13 protein-coding genes and 2 tRNA genes are annotated in these 18,877 nt (G+C 50.2%); 9 read left to right on the top strand and 6 right to left on the bottom strand.

Going from position 1 to position 18,877, the window contains the following annotated elements; genetic code table 25:
• Positions 1-7: 7 nt before the first annotated feature.
• Complete coding sequence (locus WC777_01420; GenBank protein ID MFA6023860.1) at positions 8-562, bottom strand: helix-turn-helix domain-containing protein; 555 nt, start codon at positions 560-562, stop codon at positions 8-10.
• Between the two features lie 337 nt (positions 563-899).
• Here WC777_01420 and WC777_01415 point away from each other — a divergent pair, with 337 nt between their 5' ends.
• Entirely contained in the window at positions 900-1,451 is a 552-nt protein-coding gene (locus WC777_01415; GenBank protein MFA6023859.1) for a hypothetical protein, read from the top strand.
• A 42-nt stretch (positions 1,452-1,493) separates the two neighbouring features.
• Positions 1,494-1,569: transfer RNA gene (locus WC777_01410), tRNA-Lys, on the top strand.
• A 226-nt stretch (positions 1,570-1,795) separates the two neighbouring features.
• On the opposite strand, the gene dnaJ is transcribed toward WC777_01410, so the two are convergent.
• Positions 1,796-2,932: a molecular chaperone DnaJ gene (dnaJ, locus tag WC777_01405; GenBank protein ID MFA6023858.1), complete on the bottom strand. Its 1,137-nt coding sequence runs from the start codon at positions 2,930-2,932 to the stop codon at positions 1,796-1,798.
• A 177-nt stretch (positions 2,933-3,109) separates the two neighbouring features.
• On the opposite strand from dnaJ, the gene WC777_01400 reads away from it, so the two are divergent.
• The 4 genes from WC777_01400 to WC777_01385 all read left to right on the top strand — a co-directional run bounded on the left by WC777_01400 (position 3,110) and on the right by WC777_01385 (position 11,092).
• Positions 3,110-3,184 (top strand) — tRNA-Glu (locus WC777_01400).
• A gap of 412 nt (positions 3,185-3,596) precedes the next feature.
• Positions 3,597-8,342: an S-layer homology domain-containing protein gene (locus WC777_01395; GenBank protein MFA6023857.1), complete on the top strand. Its 4,746-nt coding sequence runs from the start codon at positions 3,597-3,599 to the stop codon at positions 8,340-8,342.
• A 115-nt stretch (positions 8,343-8,457) separates the two neighbouring features.
• Positions 8,458-9,006 carry a tetratricopeptide repeat protein gene (locus tag WC777_01390; protein MFA6023856.1) on the top strand — a complete coding sequence of 183 codons (549 nt, stop codon included), beginning with the start codon at positions 8,458-8,460 and terminating at the stop codon, positions 9,004-9,006.
• A 112-nt stretch (positions 9,007-9,118) separates the two neighbouring features.
• Positions 9,119-11,092: an S-layer homology domain-containing protein gene (locus WC777_01385; protein MFA6023855.1), complete on the top strand. Its 1,974-nt coding sequence runs from the start codon at positions 9,119-9,121 to the stop codon at positions 11,090-11,092.
• 69 nt (positions 11,093-11,161) lie between these two features.
• Here WC777_01385 and metK read toward each other — a convergent pair whose 3' ends face one another.
• Genes metK through WC777_01370 form a run of 3 tightly spaced genes read right to left on the bottom strand, consistent with a single transcriptional unit; the run spans position 11,162 to position 15,865 of the window.
• Positions 11,162-12,283, bottom strand: coding sequence for a methionine adenosyltransferase (gene metK / locus WC777_01380; protein MFA6023854.1), 1,122 nt, complete (start codon positions 12,281-12,283; stop codon positions 11,162-11,164).
• A gap of 2 nt (positions 12,284-12,285) precedes the next feature.
• Positions 12,286-14,286 (bottom strand): glycosyltransferase, encoded by a 2,001-nt coding sequence (locus WC777_01375; protein ID MFA6023853.1) that lies wholly within the window; start codon positions 14,284-14,286, stop codon positions 12,286-12,288.
• Positions 14,267-15,865, bottom strand: coding sequence for a DUF1385 domain-containing protein (locus tag WC777_01370; protein MFA6023852.1), 1,599 nt, complete (start codon positions 15,863-15,865; stop codon positions 14,267-14,269). Before WC777_01370 ends, WC777_01375 begins: the two co-directional genes overlap by 20 nt.
• 17 nt (positions 15,866-15,882) lie before the next feature.
• Between WC777_01370 and WC777_01365 the strand changes: the two genes are divergently transcribed.
• Genes WC777_01365 through WC777_01355 form a run of 3 tightly spaced genes read left to right on the top strand, consistent with a single transcriptional unit; the run spans position 15,883 to position 18,388 of the window.
• The gene (locus WC777_01365; GenBank protein ID MFA6023851.1) at positions 15,883-16,791 is read left to right on the top strand and encodes an amidohydrolase family protein; all 909 of its coding nucleotides are present in this window, start codon (positions 15,883-15,885) and stop codon (positions 16,789-16,791) included.
• Between the two features lie 2 nt (positions 16,792-16,793).
• Positions 16,794-17,576 carry an SPFH domain-containing protein gene (locus WC777_01360; protein MFA6023850.1) on the top strand — a complete coding sequence of 261 codons (783 nt, stop codon included), beginning with the start codon at positions 16,794-16,796 and terminating at the stop codon, positions 17,574-17,576.
• Positions 17,576-18,388: a Gfo/Idh/MocA family oxidoreductase gene (locus WC777_01355; GenBank protein MFA6023849.1), complete on the top strand. Its 813-nt coding sequence runs from the start codon at positions 17,576-17,578 to the stop codon at positions 18,386-18,388. Before WC777_01360 ends, WC777_01355 begins: the two co-directional genes overlap by 1 nt.
• Here WC777_01355 and WC777_01350 read toward each other — a convergent pair.
• Positions 18,385-18,858 (bottom strand): signal peptidase II, encoded by a 474-nt coding sequence (locus WC777_01350; protein MFA6023848.1) that lies wholly within the window; start codon positions 18,856-18,858, stop codon positions 18,385-18,387. The genes WC777_01355 and WC777_01350 overlap by 4 nt on opposite strands.
• Positions 18,859-18,877: the final 19 nt, after the last annotated feature.

The raw sequence follows: 18,877 nt of genomic DNA, 5'->3' as shown, positions 1-18,877 counted from the left end.
TTTTACATTAAAGCCGCCGCGGGGGCAAGGGATCTCACGCCAAGCGCCCAAAAATTCTTTTGAAGAAGCCACTAAAGAGCCCAGTCGGCTTTTTGCCTCGTTCTTCCAAAAGCTCTTCTTGCAGACGGCCCAAAATGCGAATGAGCTCCAATTGTTCGCGATGCTGCCGTTCGATGAGTCGCAGCAAGTCTTTGGAGTCCACGGACGGTGAAGAGGGCAGGGGAGGGAAATAAAAAACGGTGGGGGGAGGGGTCTGCGAGGGTATTTTGTCCACGGCCCTAGAGATTGGCTTCACAAAAGGCTCAACCAGGGTTTGACTAGTCGGATTCTCGTTTTGATTAGTCAACACAGAGTTCTCGGCTACAGTTTCAGCCTTTTGAGACTTTTGTATAGGCGAATCAGACAACACGATATCCTCTCGTTTCAGCACATAATGAAAGCCCTGCGGAGTCCTGACGCGCTGGGCCACCAATTCCCCCTTTTTAATCATCCTACGGATGGTTTGGGTGGATTTCTTGAGTATTCGTGCCGCTTCGTCGAGGGTGAGAAAGTTATTCTCCATAGAAAGGTGATTAGACCACAAAGTGTCGCCTCATCACAAGTGTATAGGCGAAAATTGGCTTATTGTAAAGGAAAAATCAAATCCGACTAGTCAAAAGTTCTACAACAATGTATAGGCGGAATTCCGACTAGTCAAAATGTCCATTCCGACTAGTCAAAAAAATCACGACAGGTTCAATTGTGCAAAATTCCGACTAGTCAAACTCTAAAATCTGACCAGTTGACAGAAAACTTATGCACAATGCCCCCAAGCATACCTGGTCACCAGAAAAAACAATAAATTTTGTAAATTCACAAAGTTTTTGCTAAACTGCTCTCAGTCTTTTTTATCCGCGCCCGTGGACAATATCCGCCTTTCCTGGGACCTCTTCATTCTCGTCTTCTTCGCGGTGATCATCGCGTACAGTTTTATTATAGGGCGAGACCAGACTTTAAAAGTGATCATCTCAACCTACATGGCCATCCTCACAGCGGATGGAGTGGGGAATCTTCTCCAAACCTATCTTTTGCCCGCAGCCCCATCGCTTCAGGGAGAAGCGGGAGATCAAGCCTTAGTTCTCATCAAAATCTTCACATTCGTCCTGGCGATAGTGCTTTTAGCCATAAAGGGAGGCTTTATTGTGGATCTGCCACCCGAGAGATCCGTGGTCACCAAAATCCTGGGAAACTTAAGTTTCGGTTTCCTCAACGCGGGCCTCATGGTGAGCACACTCCTGGTTTACCTCACCGGTGGCTCCTTTGTGATGGGCAGCGTGCGGGCCGGCTTTGAAAGCAATTTGTATCAAGAGTCTCAGTTCATTCAATCCATTGTGGACAACTACAATATTTGGTTTTCCCTACCTGTTCTTGCCATTGTGGTCGTGAGCCTTTTCCATCCCAGCCAAGAATAGCTTGCGCTCAGGCCACTCTATCCATAAAATACGCCAGTACGGGGGTCAGTAGCTCAGTCGGTAGAGCAACAGCCTTTTAAGCTGATGGTCCCGGGTTCGATTCCCGGCTGACCCACCACCATGCGAGCCTGAAAGGCTTGCTAAGCAATAAGGCCGCGTAAGCGGCATCTTTGTTTAAGCTGCATCCTTATTTCTTTCCCGTTTTCCCCAAACCTGGACAGCACCTCACTCCTCTCTTAGACAAGATCCAGGGCCATTTAGCAGATCAAAACACTCCAAAACTCCTCAAAAAACTTATCCACAATTTTGGACAGCCCTTTTGTGTATAAGTACAGACCACTTCTCTAAAACAGGCCTCGATTCACCTCAATACCGGCTTCTTTCGCCAGTCCCTCGTAAAGCTCCTTCTCCTTTCGCGTGAGTTTTTCAGGCACCTTGAGGTGCAAAGACACCTTGTGGTCGCCCAGGGCATCGGTTTTTAAAGAGGGAGCCCCCTTCCCTTTAACCGTCAGGACGGTTCCATCTTGAGTTCCGGCAGGCACTTTCAGCGATTCTTTTCCATGAATGGTGTCCACTTTAATGGTGGCGCCCAAAACGCCCTGCACCAAAGGAATGGTTTCCGAGGAGTAAATGGTCCTTCCCTCTCGAGAAAACTTGGGGTGAGGAGCAACAGTGATATGAAGGAACAAGTCCCCATACTCACCGCCAAACGCTCCGGCGGCCCCCTTCCCTTTGAGGCGAATCGTCGTGCCGTCCTCAATACCCTTTGGAATGTTAACGGTCACCTCGCTGCTTTTACGAATTCGAGTCTGTCCATTGCATATGCTGCACAATTGATCTGGAATCTCGCCACGGCCCTGACACTGTGGACAGCTGTGTACACTCCGAATCGCGCCCAAAATGGTTTGTCTCACACTGCGCACCTGCCCCTGTCCATTGCACTGAGGACATGTCTTCACGGAAGTGCCCGGCTCATTCCCCTTGCCTTTGCAATGCTCACACAGTTCCGGCTTAGTGATTTCCAGGTGTTTATTGACGCCAAACACCGCCTCCTCAAACTTAATGGTGAGTTCCGTTTCAATATCCTTCCCGCGAGACGGCCCTTGTTTTTTTCCATGCCCGCCGCCAGCGCCGCCACCTCCATTAAAGCCTTCCCCAAAGAAACTCTCAAAAATATCCGCAAATCCGCCAAATTGATTGGGGTCAAAACCGCCCCCGCCCGGGAATCCTCCCGGGAATCCTCCCCCATTTCCACCTGGAAACCCTCCCCCAACCTGGCCAAACTGGTCGTACTGGGCCCGTTTCCCGGAGTCCGACAAAACATCGTAAGCCTCCTGGACCTGCTTAAACTTCTGCTCAGCCTCTTTATTGCCGGGATTCTTATCAGGGTGGTGCTCCTGAGCCTTTTTTCGATAAGCCCGCTTTATATCGGCTTCTGTGGCGTTTTTTTCGACGCCGAGTACGGAATAAAGGTCACTCATATTCGTACACTCTATTCAAAATCGGCCCAAAAGCAAGACCAACCCGCAAAAATGAAGACTTCACAATAAAAAACATAAATGGCAAGGTCAATCTGTCCATTCAGAGTCCACTTTGTCTACAAAAAGCTTGAAAGAAGTGACAACTCTGAATAGACTGTCGCAAGTTCCTTATATAGAGGTCCCATCGTCTAGGGGTTAGGACACTGGATTCTCATTCCGGAAACAGGGGTTCGATTCCCCTTGGGACTACCATACTGGGCGGAGCCCAGTCTGCTCCTGTTAAATAGGATCTGACTATCACCAAAACCTGTCTTGTCAACAATTAAACTGAAACAATCTGTCTACTCCCGCCGTTCTAGTAGACAGACAGCCATGATCAATCCGATGCAATCGACAATGTCCTCTTGTTTGTAGACAGGTTTGTGCCCCTCACTTCGCTTCCGATCCTTATAGTCTTTGCTCCTTGAAATCTCACGACCCCACAAAATAAAACACTCTATATTACTCATGGATCTATCTCTTTTTAGGTCGAAGGGGTGGATAAACTCTTTTTAGCTTATTCTGGCCTTTTTATTGTTGCTTATTCTGTTTGTTCGGGTACTGAACGACCCGAACACCGGCACTTCGGTGCCACTTTTATTTCGTTTTATTTTAACTTTTATATATGGATATCTCTTTCGCCTTTCGAAAGATCCAAAAATCCATAGCTGGTCTCAGCATGCTTGCGATCCTCGCCTCTTTGGTGAGCTTCACAGGCATCGCCTCCGCAGAAAGTTTCCCAGATGTATCTAGCTCGCACTATGCGGCTGATGCAGTTGACGAAGCTTCCGACGAAGGTTGGATGACTGGTTATGAAAATGGAGACTTCGGAGTAGACGACTCTCTTACTCGCGCTCAAGCTGCGAAAATCCTCGTACTCGGTGCCCTCGGTGAGGACGCTGTGGATGCGGACTACGACGCTGGATTCAGCGATGTAAGCTCAAGCACTGCTCTCGAAGATTACATCAACACTGCCGAAATGTACGGAATCGTACGAGGCCGCACCGATTCAAACGGTGACCTTACCGGCGAGTACGACCCAACCGCTGCTGTTAATCGCGCAGAATTTGCGAAGATGGCAGTAGAGGCTTTCGGTCTCGCAGCTGTTGATGCTGCTGTCGACGAGTTCCCAGATGTTGACGAAGGGGAATGGTACGAAGAAAGCCCAACTTGGTACATCAGTACCGCTTGGTCTTGGAGCGTACTCAACGGTTACGAAAATGGTAACTTCTACCCTGGAACCAATGTCACTCGTGGACAAGCTGCAATCATGACAAACAATTCTCAAGATCCTGTTTGGCGTGATGCAGAAGATCCAGATCCAGCTGATCCAGTTGGAGACTTCTGGGTTGAAATCAGCGACGACAGCCCTGCTGAATCCACCATTCCTTCCGGAGCTACTTCTGTAGAACTGGTTGCTTGGGATTTCACTGCCGGTGAAGCTGCCGAGCTCGATTCTCTCACGGTTCACCAATTCGGAATCACTTCTCTCTCTTCTACACACCAAGTGTACTTGTACGAGGGAAATGAACGATTGACCTCCGGAGTTTCTGTGAACTCAACTTCACACGAAGCTACCTTCAACAATGTTAACCTTGAATTCGACGACAGCGAAACTCGCACTCTTTCTGTCCGTTTGGATGTTGGTACAACCAGCTCCACCGGAGAAGTAGGATTCGAAATCGTTAGCGCAGACAAGGTTGATGCCGGTGAGTCTGAAGTGGACGGAGACTTTCCTGCACAAGGTGAATTGCACACTCTCTCTACTACTGCAGCCGGAGTAGCCACCATCGAAAAGAATGGTACGGTTGAAAACGCTGAAGTTGGAGAAGATGGAGCAACCATCGCTAAATTCAAAATTTCTACCGCTACTGAAGCGGGAGGAGTTGAAGAAATTGGTCTCTATGTTTCCGGTAGCGTAACTACTGCGGACATCGAGAGCTTCAAGCTCTATGTTTCAGGAGATGATTCTGAACCTTTGGCTGAAGCTGAAGCTGTTGACGACAACGATGTAGTTCGTTTCGACATCAGCGGAGACTGGGACAGCGATTCTACAGATTGTGAAAACTCTGATGGATACTGTATCACTAAGGGAGGTTCCAAGAGCTTCTATGTTACTGCCGATTTCAACACCGGTCGTACGGACGACACTGTTGAAGTATATGTTGATCAAAGCACCGATGTACTCGTTCGTGGAGCTCTCTACGGATTCGGTATGTCTTTGACTAAGACCAACTACGATGGTAACGCCAACTCCTGTGCTGCTTCTTCCGATGCAGACTGTTCCTACTTCACTCTTGAAGGAGGAGATATTACAGTTTCTTCAAACGGACCTACAGCTCAAGATGTTGCTACCAACTCTGATGATGTTTCTGTTCTCGACTTCACAATCGTTTCTGTAACGGATGTGACTTTCGACAGTTTCGAAATCAGTATGACTGCTACCGAAAGTAGCGATACTACAGAAGGTCTCCTCAACGAGACAGCTGCCAACTTCACCGATGTGAAGATCTGGGACAACACCAATGACGAAGCTCTCTTCGCCGGGGTGGATGCCACTTCATTCAAGACCGGTACTGGAGGAGCAACTGCCATCGATGAAACAACAAATGATACTGATGACGATAAATCTTACTACTTGTTCACAGATGACTTCTCAATGTCTACCGGAGAAGAACGAGAGTTCTCCCTCATGACTGACATTGCGAACACCACTACTTTGGACGGTATGACCTTCACAGCTAACCTTGAACTTGGGTCTACTTACCCACAACTCAAGGATGTGAACAACAAGACTTTGACCAATACCAGCGTTCTCGTTCCTGCATCTGCGATCACATCAAAGACCATGACGGTTCGAGTGCCTTCTTTGGCCATTTCCTTGGCTTCCACTCCTACTGCAGGAGCTAACACTTATGTAAAGGGTTCTGAAGAAGTTCCTTTCGTAGGTATGGCCCTCGCTTGTGGAGATTCCAGTGATTGTGTTATCACCAACTTGACCCTCACCGGTCTCTTCGATGATGACCAAGACAACACTTGGGAAACTTCTTCCACTTCCGCTGCTGATGCCAACGATGCCGGAACCAACATGACCACGGTTCTTGGTAGCGTATGGCTCGAAAACGGAGATGGAGTAGAGATTGCTGCTTCTAAGGGTGTGAACAACACCACTTGGGCAGTAACTTACGACAGCTTGGACTGGACCATTGAAAGTGGAGACACTGAAGTGGTTTATGTTATGGGAGATCTTTCTACCAACTCAGCCAGCGAATATGTAACCTTCGAACTCCTTGCCTCCAATGTGACGGTTGAGGATGAAGATGGAAGCACTTTCTCTGCAACTGCGGGAGGAAGCACTTCCGGTACAGTGAACAACGACCCAACCTCAACCGTTGGAACCTTCGTTTCCACAACAACCGGTGGTTCTCTAACAGTAGCGGTATCCAGCAGCACTGCTCGTGAAGACATTGCAGTTGCCGGATCTGCAGATGTAGAAATCGCTAAATTCGAATTCACATCTACTCGTGAAGCCTTCTCAGTTACTGACTTGTCCATCAACAACAAGCAAGTGGGTATTGTATCCACCGACCTTGGAGAATGGGACAACAATGTGGAATCCGTTACGGTCTCTTACGAGAACGCTGATGGAGACACCGTTGAACACACCAACATTCCTCTTGTAAGCGGAACTGCAATTCTGTCCGGTCTTTCCTTCTGGATCCCGGCAGATGACAGCGCCTACCTCACGGTTTACGCTGATCTCAATTCCATCACTTCTAGTGGATCTTCCGCTACGGCTGGAGAATTCATTGACCTCAACATCGGCTTCAACAACTTTGAAGCGATTGCTCAGGGAAGTGGTGAAACTTACAAAGGAGAAGAGCTCGATGCAACAGTAAGCGCTGACGCAGACCTCGACTTCGGAACCATCAGCTACACAGATGCTGACGGATCTCTTGAAGTTGACGGTGCTACCGCTGCTGATAACTCAGCTGCTCTCGGTGCTACAGCGTCTCTCGTTATCGACGATGCTGCCGGAGACAACTCGAACAAACTTCCAGTTGGATCTGTGATCTGTATCGATGATGATGACAGTGCTGCTTGTACAACTGAAGACATCTACATCGTTACAGTATGGGATAGCAGCGTTTCCGGAACGGAAGACACTGTTACCGCTATGCTCATTGACGATGCAGGAGATCAGGACTACGACGACAACGATCCTATCTTGTACTCCTTGCCAGGAACCGGTTACCTCACAACTACGAACCGAATGCATGTGTACGAAAGCAAGCCTACTTTGGCTCTTGCTTCCAGCTCACCATCCGGATCTCGTTCTGTGAACTCTAGCGACGAAGTATTCGCATTCACGGTTTACGCTGAAAGCGAAGAAAAAGTTCAAATCCGAACTGCCGAAGCTGGTGACGACGAAAACGATCCTGTTGAAACTGGTATGGACGACGCAGATGTCGCTCTCACAACAACAGGTGGTGAGGTTGTTGACGGAACTTCCGCTGTCGAAGTTACCTTCGATGCCAACTCCGTTGATGACAACGACTGTTTCTTGCTTGATGAAGCTTACACGGCTGGAAACATGGATGACTACACTTATGTATCATTCTGGGTCAATTCATCTGAAACAGATGTCACCTACGACACTACGGAAGTAGTATTCGACGATGACAGCACTTGTACAGCTGGAGGAGACGATCAAATCGACTTCTCTACTTCCAATACTTGGATCAACGGTACAGCTTTGTCTGCCGTTACCAACGCAATTGGAGGAGCAAACACGGCTACAGCTACCGCTGACCGTTGGGAACTCGTTACGGTGAATGTATCTTCTGGTACTCTCACCGCTAGCACCTACTTTGGATTCAATGTCAGCGCTACAGACGGTACTACCGACTGGGCTGCTACCGATCAACTTCGTGTTGATGGAGTGGTCTTCCACAACGAATTGCTCGTAGTGGATGTTGCCGCCGACACTGACTTCAATACCGATGAAGTGCTCACCGTTTCCCTCAAGGAATCTGGAAACACTGTTGCTCAGGGAGGTATGGGATACCTCAGCACTTCTGCCGCTAAGGTAGTATTGCTGCCAGGAGGTCTCAACACTTCTGATGCTTACACAACCATCGAAGTTGATGCGAATGAAACAAAGACCTACACCCTCGTTCTTGACTCAGGCACCATGCTTGATGAAGACGGAGGTGCAGACGATCCTGTTACATTCTCCATCGACCTCGGATCTTCTAGTGATGGTACCGTTACCCCAGGAGACTTCTGGTGGTACGAGACCAACTCTACGGTTCGTTGGGTTGGACGAGTGGACAGTTCTACTCTCGTTAGCAACACCGTTCGATACTAATTCTTAGGAATTTGTATAGGACTGAAGCGTAATTGCTTCATTAAAGCCCCCTCCTTCGGGAGGGGGCTTTTTTTTGTGCAAAAAATAGTTATAATGACCCTACTTAAAAACATTTATGAAAAAAATCATCCTCGCCCTGCTCTCCATCAGCCTTCTCACCGCCTGTTCTCAAACCAATTGGGATTATTCCGACCCCAATATGCCGGAGGGCCTTCGTGAGAAACATGAAGAAGTGCTTGCAGCAGAACTCGCAATTCTTGAAGAAGATCCCGAAGACTTGGATGCACTCTTCGAAGTGGCCTTCCGCTACCATCAATTGGGAGACTACAAAAATGCCGTAGAATACTACGAAAAAGTATTAGCGCTTTCCGAATCCCATGGGGTCACCCTCAATAACCTCGCGTCTCTCTATGAAGACATGGAGAAGTACGGAAAGGCCGCGGAGTACATCAAACTGCTTTATGCTTCTGATCAGACCAATATAGAGGTCACGAAAGACACGGTTCGCATTTTGTTGGAGGCGGGAGACCTTGAAAATGCAAAGAAAGCAGTGGAGAACTTTGAGACTAAGAGGGTCAGCGGAGAAAATCCTGACCCCGCCCTGCAGGAACTGGTGGCCTCTCTCTATGCCGACATTGAAGAGTGGGAGCAAGAAAACGAATAGTTAGAAATGAATTAAGAAACGAGTCAAATCAAAAGCCCTGTAAAAGTTGCGAAAACAGACGGGATTTGGCATGATCTTTACCAGCCATTTATATTTCTAGCCCTCCACCCCTATGTCGACCTTTCTTAGACTCTTAAATGTTCGGATTTTATTCAGCCTATCCTTTGCGGTGGCTGCGTTTTTAATACTGGGTACGGCTTCCGCTTCCGCGGCCAGCCTCTACACCGTTACAGACGCAACCGCAACAGTTGGAGTCGATGCCACACTCGAAATCGAGTACACCGTGGATGTCACCGACCAAACCTGGGCAGGCGGAGACTCCCTCACCATCACCCTTCCCGCCAACTTCCCGGACTGGGACACGATGACCTTCACCGCCGAGAATGATGCGGATGTGACCAACGACGCTACCAACGAAACCGCCATCGCCGGAGGAGCGGGGAACGGAGAATACACCATGAGTGGACGGGTGCTCACAGTAAAATGGAGCATCGCTGCGTGGGGAGCCGTTGTGGACGACGCGGAAACCATTCGTGTACTCATCACCGCCGGAGACATTCCTAAGTATGTAGATGCAACCTCCACTGTAACCTTTGGAGGAACCACCGCCGCTGTAGATACCAACCCCACAGGAACAGACGACATCAATATTTCCGTTGGAGCTTTGACTTCCGTAAGCTTTACACCAGCAAGCGCTGCAAACAGCACTTTAACAGACTACACCATTGCGTTCACCACCGTGGGAACCACCATGGACAACGGAGCAAAATTGGTGATTGTTTTTCCGACCGGTTACGACCTCACTTCAGTGACAACAGGTGCGCCTCCGGCCACTGTATCAGGAGTTGATGGAAGCTGGCTCATTGCACGATCTGGACAAACCTTAACTTTGACTCAAACGGGAGGAGCCACCACAGCTCCTGGGGCCAAGAGCATGCTCATCACTCAAATCCGAAATCCTGAAGCGGTAGGAACCACGGGAACCTTCTCCATCACCACCACAACAGGAACCGATGACAACATTCAAACCCACACCTCTGCCACAGCATCCATAACAACAGGGACTACGCCAACCGTGGATCTCGACGAAGTGAGCAACATCGATCTTGCTAACACTGAAGAGGGGGTACTCATCACCTGGGATGACCCAAGCGATGACGACACAAGCTCCATTCAAATCCTTCGTGGGGTGGACCCACAAGTGGTGAGTGGAAGTGTGTACGCCAGCGTCGCCTTGGGAACAGAACAGTACTTGGATACGGCCGTGGAAGAGGGAGACATTGTCACCTATGTTCTTCGCACAACAGACGGAAGTAGCTATGGAGAACAATCGGATGAAATCAGCATCACCGTAGGCTCCTCGGAGTCCACAGATGACGATGGCACGGATGATGACGGAACCGATGATTCCACAGACGACGATGGTACAGATGACACTACCGATGATTCTACAGATGATGATTCCACCGACGATGATGGAACGGAGGATGACAGCGGTGATGACGATTCCTCTTCATTCACAGACACCGAAAGCCACTGGGCTGCCGATGAGATCGAAGTGATGGTGGAGGCCGGAGTGGTGGAAGGAAATCCAGATGGATCCTTCAACCCGGATGGAAACCTCAACCGTGCGGAAGCCGCAGCCCTCCTTTGGAGAGTGCTTGGAGTGGACCTTACTGACGCGGGAGAAGACCCCTTTGAAGATGTAGACATGGGAGAATGGTACGCAGACTACATTGCAGGTCTTAAAGGACTCATGCTGGTGGATGGAAATCCAAACGGAACCTACGAACCCGGTGAAGAAATGAACCGTGCAGAATTCCTCCAACTGGCCTTGAATGTGTACTTGTACTTGAACGCAGACATGGAGACCGCGTCCGATGAACTGATGGCCGGAGCTGCCACAGAAGCCTATGTAGATTTGGACACCGCAGAATGGTATGAAGATGCCGTAACGGTAGCCACCGCATGGGAATTCGTTTCCGGAAGCGAATGTGAAGGAGGAATGTGTTTCAACGCAAGTTCATCCATCACTCGTGCTGAGGCCACCAAGATCCTCTACAACATGTTTGCAGAGATTCTCTAAGCCTTGGAACGATAAAAGTTCATGCTTAAAAAGCCCTCCGCCTTGGCGGGGGGCTTTTGTTTTACAAGATTAGCGTAAGATTTTATCCGTCCGCTCCCAGGTGAAGTCCTCTAGTTCACGGCCGAAGTGGCCGTAGACGGCGGTTTGGCGGTAGATGGGGCGGCGCAAATTGAGGGACTTGATGATGCCCAGGGGGGTGAGGTCGAAATGTTTGCGAATCAAGTTCACCAAAGCTTCATCGTTCACGGTTCCCGTGCCAAAACTGTTCACAAAAATAGAGACGGGTTCGGCCACGCCAATAGCGTAAGCCAGCTGAACCTCGCATTTTTTTGCGAGTCCGGAGGCCACAATGTTCTTGGCAATGTAGCGGGCGGCGTAGGCTCCGCTGCGGTCCACTTTAGAAGGATCTTTGCCCGAGAAACACCCACCACCGTGGCGGCCCATGCCTCCGTACGAATCCACAATAATTTTTCGGCCCGTGAGGCCACTGTCTCCGGGAGGCCCCCCAATAATGAAACGGCCCGTGGGATTGATATGGAAAATGGTGTCCGCTCTCAGCCAAGGTCCGCAGACGGGCTCAATAATCTTTTCGATCAAATCTTTGCGGATTTGTTCTTGATCCACCTCGGGGTTGTGTTGAGTGGAAAGCACCACGGTGTGCACCGACTCAGGTCGGCCATCTTCGCTATACTTCACCGTCACTTGGCTTTTTCCATCCGGTCTCAAATAAGGCAAGGAGCCATTTTTGCGCGCCTCCGCCAAAGCCTGCGTGAGCTTGTGCGCCAAAGCAATGGGCAGCGGCATGAGCTCCGGAGTTTCATCACAAGCATACCCAAACATCATTCCCTGATCCCCGGCCCCGCCGGTATCCACACCAAGGGCGATATCCGGGCTTTGTTCATCAATAGCGGTAAGAACGGCGCACGCCTTGGAATCGAAGCCGTAAGAGGCATCGTTGTAGCCAATTTCGGCAATGGTGCGGCGGGCAAGGGCGGGAATATCCACATAAGTCTTCGTTTTGATTTCTCCGACGATCAAAACAAGCCCCGTGGTCACCAACGTTTCACACGCCACGCGAGCCATGGAATCTGCGGCCAAAATGGCATCCAGCACCGCGTCAGAAATTTGGTCCGCGATTTTGTCGGGATGGCCTTCGGTGACCGACTCGGAAGTGAACAGGAAGCTGCTCATGATTAAAGTTTAGAGGGGATTCTACAGGATTTACAGAATTCACTCAAGGTGTGAAAGTCGAGGTCCATGTGTTCCTTGAGGAAGGCGATTTTTTTGGAAAGCTCCGTAAAATTCTCTCCGCCCGCGTGGGGGAGGTCTTCCCGTGAAGTGAATTCGGCGCTGTCGCACTCAAAAATCACAAAAGGATTCACGCCGTGGTCTTTTTGTTCCGCTCGCAAACGGTTCACCGCCTCAAGCAACTCTTGGTCCTCCAATTCCAAGAAACTGCGCAAGTTCATCTTTAAGAAATGCGCGAAGGGAATTCCCCAGTGGAATTCAACCGAAGGATAAGGATCCTCACTGGTGGGGAGCCATTCAAACCCGGCCTCATGAAGAATCTCCAAGTCCTGTTCACTGGGCGCAGCCGGCACACGGACCATACGAACTTCAGACAAGCCCAGCGCATTCAACTCCTCTCGCAAAGCACGGAGGACGCTGCGCCGCATGGGGGCGGTGAGCCAATCGTGTTCCAAAATTTGAATACCCAATTCATGCCCAAGTTCCTGCATGTTTTTAATTTCCACGGGGAAGGCTCCCAAAAGATCTTGTTGCACAAAAAGGGTGCTGGGCACTTGCAGGTGAGCACAAAATTCCGAAAAGCGCTCAATAAAAGCGGGGATCTCTTCACTCTCAGCGGGCAAACCCTCTCCAAGATGAGCCTGTGAAATATTGGCGGTGAGGCAAAAACAAAGCGGCGCCTTGCCTCGGTAAAGTTTCTTTTTCCCTCTCGCATCCCAGAGCAAACGCGGAATCTCCCAAGGAAAATAGTGGGTGTGCGGCGCATTCTCTTTCATGAGTTTCACCATCATCACTTGCTCATACACGCGCAAGGATTTTTGCAAAGTTTTATCCCAAGAATATTCTTGAGTCACAAGATCATAACTTCCCTGCCCGAGTTTTTCCAAGTGTGGATTGCCGGCAAAATACTCCAAGTAGTACGCAAGCTCGTCAATGTCGTCGGGCTCAACCAAATGTCCATTGGTGCTTTCGAGGACGATATTGTGCAAATCTCCGGTACGGGTGGCCAAAATGGGAAGTCGCGCGGCGCACGCTTCCAGAACAGAAAGAGGGAAAGACTCATTGCGAGAAGGCAGCACAAACAAATCGCAAGACTTGTACAAATGGATCAGCGCTTCACCCGTTAAATACCCATGCCACCGAAGATATTTTTCGATGCCAAGCGAGTGGGCCAATTTTTCCAAGCCCTTTCGATCCGGACCATCTCCCACCAAATGGAGCATAAAATCTTTGTGAGACTGAATGAAGCCGGTGGACTCAATGGTTTTCTTCACCGCCTTGAACAAGTTGTCCAAACCTTTTTGGAAATCGATGCGGCCCACAAACAAAGCATTGAACTGATCGGGGGAACGGTCCTCCTCCACTTGATCAAACGGCTCTGTGTCCACTCCGTAAGGAATCACGGCGATGTGTTCGTTGACATTCACCGCCTTTAAAAAATTCTCGGCAATGCTCACCTCTTGGGTGTATTTCGTCTCCAAAAACATGATGCGATGGATGATTTTTTTGAGCGTCCATGATTTTTCAAAAACATGATTGCCATGCACCGTCACCACGGTGGGAACACGCGTGAACCAAGAGGCAGCCTTCATGGCGGCGGCAACAGTGGCCCCCTGCGCATGATAAAGAGAATATTTTTGTCCTTTGATGAGCAAGTGAAAGAAAACCCAAATCAAATAGCCCGCCTGCATGAAAAGATTCCAGGGGTGAGATTTAAATCCAAATCGGGTGATGCGAAGCGCCAGGATTTTTTCCACTTCCCTTTGCTCCTCCCGCACGCGGCCTTTGATGGCGCGTGTCAAAATATCAACTTCATATCCATAATCCCGCGCCAAGGCTTCCGCCAATTTTGCCGTATACACTTGTTGGCCCGTGTGAACAGGGAACCAAGTGTTGATGAGCAAAGCAACGCGTGGTTTATTGCGTTTAATGTGTTGAATTTTCATGTTTGAGGGATTCTCGGAGGGAGTTGAGGGCCACTTCCAACTGTGCATCATCGGGCTCGCGAGTGGTGAGCCGTTGGAGCAAAAGCCCCGGCAGCACAAAGAGCCGTACAAGCTTGGAGCGTTGAAATTTTGCACTGAGCTTGAGCAGTTCATAACTGATTCCCGCGATGAGCGGGATCACCGCAACCCTCAGCGCCACTTGGCTCACAAATTGTTCCGCCGGCGGAATCGCGGTGTAGACCAAAATACTCATCAAAATCACAATGAAGATGAAGCTGGTGCCGCATCGCGGGTGAAAACGAGTTTGCTTGCGCGCGTTTTCCGCAGTGAGCTCCAAGCCGTGTTCGTAGGTCCAAATGGATTTGTGCTCGGCGCCGTGATACTGGAAAACGCGCCGAATGTCTTTGAGCAAGGAAATGCTGCTGACATACGCCAGAAAAATGCTGATTTTTGTGAGTCCATCCACCGCATTGAAAAGAAAATAATGCTCTTTCACCAGCGGCCAAAGCTCCGCCGCCTTTCCGGCCACCCAGAGGGGCAACACTTTAAGCATCAAAAGAGTGATGAGCAGGCTCCCCACAATGGAAAGCACCGCAGCCGCACTGCTCACAAAGCTCATAAACTTGCTTTGAGCCGCCTTTTTCTCTTCCGTTTCCCCAAGAAAAATCGCATTGGAATAGCTTAAAGAACGGTAGCCCAGTCGCATAGATTCCACCAAGTGCACAACCCCACGAACGAGGGGCAACTTGAGGATTTTCACCCGCTCCGTGATGCTTTGAAATTTCTCCAACTGCATTTGTATTTTCCCCTCGGGGTCCCGCACGCTCACCACTGTGAAGCGGGGAGATCGCATCATCACGCCCTCAATCACGGCTTGCCCCCCAACCGCAAAGTCGATGGGGGCGCTCAAAAGAAGACGAAGCAAGGAATTCATGCCCCCAGTGTGCCAGAAAATCGGGGGAAAAGCTACTCTTGCTCACAGCAATTCAATAAACGACCAAAATCTTCCGTCCGTTTGGTCACGGCGCCAAGAAGGCCAGCTTGGATCACAAGCGGTGCACACTCGTGGCCACTCCACATGGTCCTCTCGCACGCCCGCGTCCAAAAGTTGCTTCCACGCGATGCCGTTCAGGTCAACGCGCGCCGCTTCAATCGCCCAGTGGAACTTTTCGGGAATCTCGTGAAAAGGGTCGGAAAAAACGGCACATTCCGTGCCCAGCGAAGGCCCAACGGTCACCTTCATGCGCTCCGGCTGCCCACCCATCGCCACCATGCGGGCCAAAACTTTTGGAATAATCTCTGCGGTGAGTCCGCGCCAGCCCGCGTGCACGGCGGCCACAAGGCCGGCCTCCTCATCCGCAATCAACAAAGGGATGCAATCGGCCGTCTTTACGGCAAGCCGCAAACCGCGCGAACGAGTGATCAAAGCATCTGCGCTTGGGGCGTCCCCATACTCCGTCACCTCAAAAATATCCGTGCCGTGGACTTGGTTCATTTTCTGAATAGGGAAGGGCGGAGCCTCCAACCAGTTTTCTCGCCAAAGGCCTGTTTTTACCATAACATTGAAATTCTCGCTCATTATGCCATACTCTCCCCATGAAGAAACTAAAGAATCCGCCAAAATGGACGACACCTCTACTGGGCAGCGTTTTGTTGCTCATCTTGCTTTTCGTGGCGGTGCAGCCGCAAAAAATGGCCGTTGTGAATGCCCACGAATCGATTGAGGGAGCTGCGGAATTGGAAGTCCTAAAAAACACCATGGCGAAACTGGGCATTGAGCACACGGTTTTGCAGGGAATTCCGAAAGGCTTACTTTATTTTACGGACGGAGTCGCGAACTTGTCCGAAGTGGAAGAAAACAACGCCCTGCTCGCAGAGGCGGTGCGGGAAAATCCGGAGCAGTTTTCTTATTTCTGCACCATAGACCCCAACGACCCTCTTCGACTGGAGACGCTTGAAGCCTGCAATGAAGCCAGTGGAGTGAAACTCTACAACGGCTACTCGTACGCCCACACCGTCCCATTGGACGACTATAAATTGAATACATTCTATGCGCGCCTCACGGAGCTGGAACTGCCCCTCATGCTCCCGGTGAGCACCAATGAATACGAAGCGGAACTGAGAAATATGCTCACCCTAAACCCTGAACTCACCGTGATTTGTCCACATTTCTGTCTTTCCTCCAAAAATCTACCTCGCCTCCGCGCCTTGATGGAAGACTTCCCAAACCTATACATAGACACCAGCTTTGGACACATCGACTTTGCGCAAGAAGGATTCAAGACGCTCTTGGAAAACAAGGAGGCGTACCGCGCATTTTTTGAGGAATTCCAGGATCGAATTGTATTTGGAACCGATGCGGTGCTGAGCAGTTACGAGGGCAAAGATGAAGAGTGGGTGACCGACTTGTACAAAGATTATTTGTCCACCCTCCGAGACCTGGACCTCACTCCATCCGTTCAAAGAAAAATCCTGTCCGGCAATTGGAATTCTTTAACCCGCTAAGTATGGCTGATCTCATCGTTTTTATCATCGCTTCCCTGCCCGTGATCCTCATCGTCCTGGGCGTGATCCTTCTTGCAAGCATCCGTCAGGTGAACGAATACGAACGCGGAGTGCAGTTCACCATGGGTCGTTTCAGCAAAGTAAAAGGCCCGGGTTGGCGCATCGTGATTCCCATTTTTCAGTCGATGACCAAAGTGGATCTGCGCGTGCGCACCGTGGATGTGCCTAGCCAGGAATCACTGACCAAAGACAATATTTCCGTGGGCGTGAACGCGGTGCTTTTCTTCCGTGTGGTGGACGCGCAAAGAGCGATCATCAACATTGAAAATTTCTACTACGCCACCTTGCAACTGGCTCAAACCACCATGCGCAATTTGGTGGGAGAAGTGGTGCTGGATGATTTGTTGGCCAAGCGCGAAGACCTTTCGGAAAAGATCAAAATGATTGTGGCGGAGATGACCAAGCAGTGGGGAATTGAGGTGGTGAATGTGGAGCTCAAAGACATTTTGATTCCGGACGACATGAAGCGCACGATTGGAAAAGAAGCCGAGGCGGAACGCGAACGCCGTGCGGTGGTGATCAAGTCTGAGGGAGAAGTAATGGCGGCGGCAAACATTGCCAAAGCCGCTAAAATGCTTTCGGATTCTCCCGGAGCGCTTCACTTGCGAACGCTGGAATCCATCAACGACATTTCCGCGGATCAGTCCAACACAACGGTATGGATGATACCGGTGGAAGCACTGAAAGCCTTGGAAGGTTTAGCCGCATTTACAAAAAAATCGTAATGAAAAAATTCTGGATTATTGGACATCCGCTGTCCTTCTGTTTGAGCACCCCGGTGATGAACGGAGCGCTCAAGGAAGCCGGAATTGAGGCGGAATTTGAGACGCACGACATTGAGCCGGAGGCCTTCCCACAAGTGATGGAAAAAGTGCGCAGCGGGGAGCTTGCCGGGATTGTGGCCACCATGCCATACAAAACGCCATCCGTGGCTTTTGTGGACGAGGCTTCGGAAGAAATTGGAGTCATCAATGCGGTGAATTTTGTATGGAATCGGGAGGGCCGTTTGCATGGCTACGATACCGATTGGCTGGGTGCCATGGGCGCTTTGCATGAAGTCATTCCATCGGTGGAAGGGAAACGGATTTTGATTTTAGGAGCGGGAGGGGCCGCGCGAGGCGCGGCCTACGGTCTTAAAAAAGAAGGCGCGCTCGTCACCATTTGGAACCGCACCCCTGAGCGCGCCAAAGCCTTTGCCGAAAAAATAGGTGTCGATTACATCGAAAACTTGGAGAGCCTTCGCGACGAACCGGATATCATCATCAACGCCACTTCCAGTAGCAGCCTGGATCGCCAGTCCACAATGGTCCCCTTTTACCTCTGGAAAACCGTAGAAGTGGCCATGGACGCGGTTTACGGCAAAACCAGTCTCTTTTTGGAAGAAGCCAAAGCCGCCGGCGTGCGCAGCACCGTTTCCGGCGAACGCTGGTTCCTCAACCAGGTCTTCCCTCTTTTCGAAATTTTGACCGGCCAAAAAGCCCCCATCCCCCTCATGACCCGACTCACCACAGAGGCCCAGGACATTCAGAAACTTTAAAGCTTCTCCACCACTTTTTCACGGAATAAAAATTCCCACGCAAACAGAATCACGGCCGAAACAATCCACACATCGGCCAAGTTGAAGGTGGGCCACCAATACACTTTGATGAAATCCACGACAAAGCCGTAATGCAATCGGTCCACCAAATTCCCAATCGCTCCCGCAAGCAGCAGCGCGAGTCCAAAAAGATGCCAGCGGTCTTGCCAAAGCTTGTTTTGAACCACCAAAAACCCACCCAAGCCCAAAATTCCCGCCGTCAGTACATAAATCGCCACCAGCGGTAAATTAAATCCAAGCACAATCCCGGTATTGTGGCTCAGCGCAAAGCCAACATCACTGCTCTCCCCAAGCCTCAAAAACCGCTCCGCCGCCCACTTGCTCAGTTGATCCAACCCAAGGAACAAGAGAAAAAGCGGCCCAAAAAACAACCACACCCTGTCAAACCCTTTTGCCGAGATCATTTTCATGCTTGAAGTTTAACATCCC

This window comes from Candidatus Gracilibacteria bacterium, from assembly GCA_041661045.1.
Classification (GTDB): Bacteria; Patescibacteriota; Gracilibacteria; order UBA1369; family 2-02-FULL-48-14; genus 2-02-FULL-48-14.
Note: the sequence above shows the minus strand (reverse complement) of the source record. Positions and strands in the feature narration are given on the sequence as shown.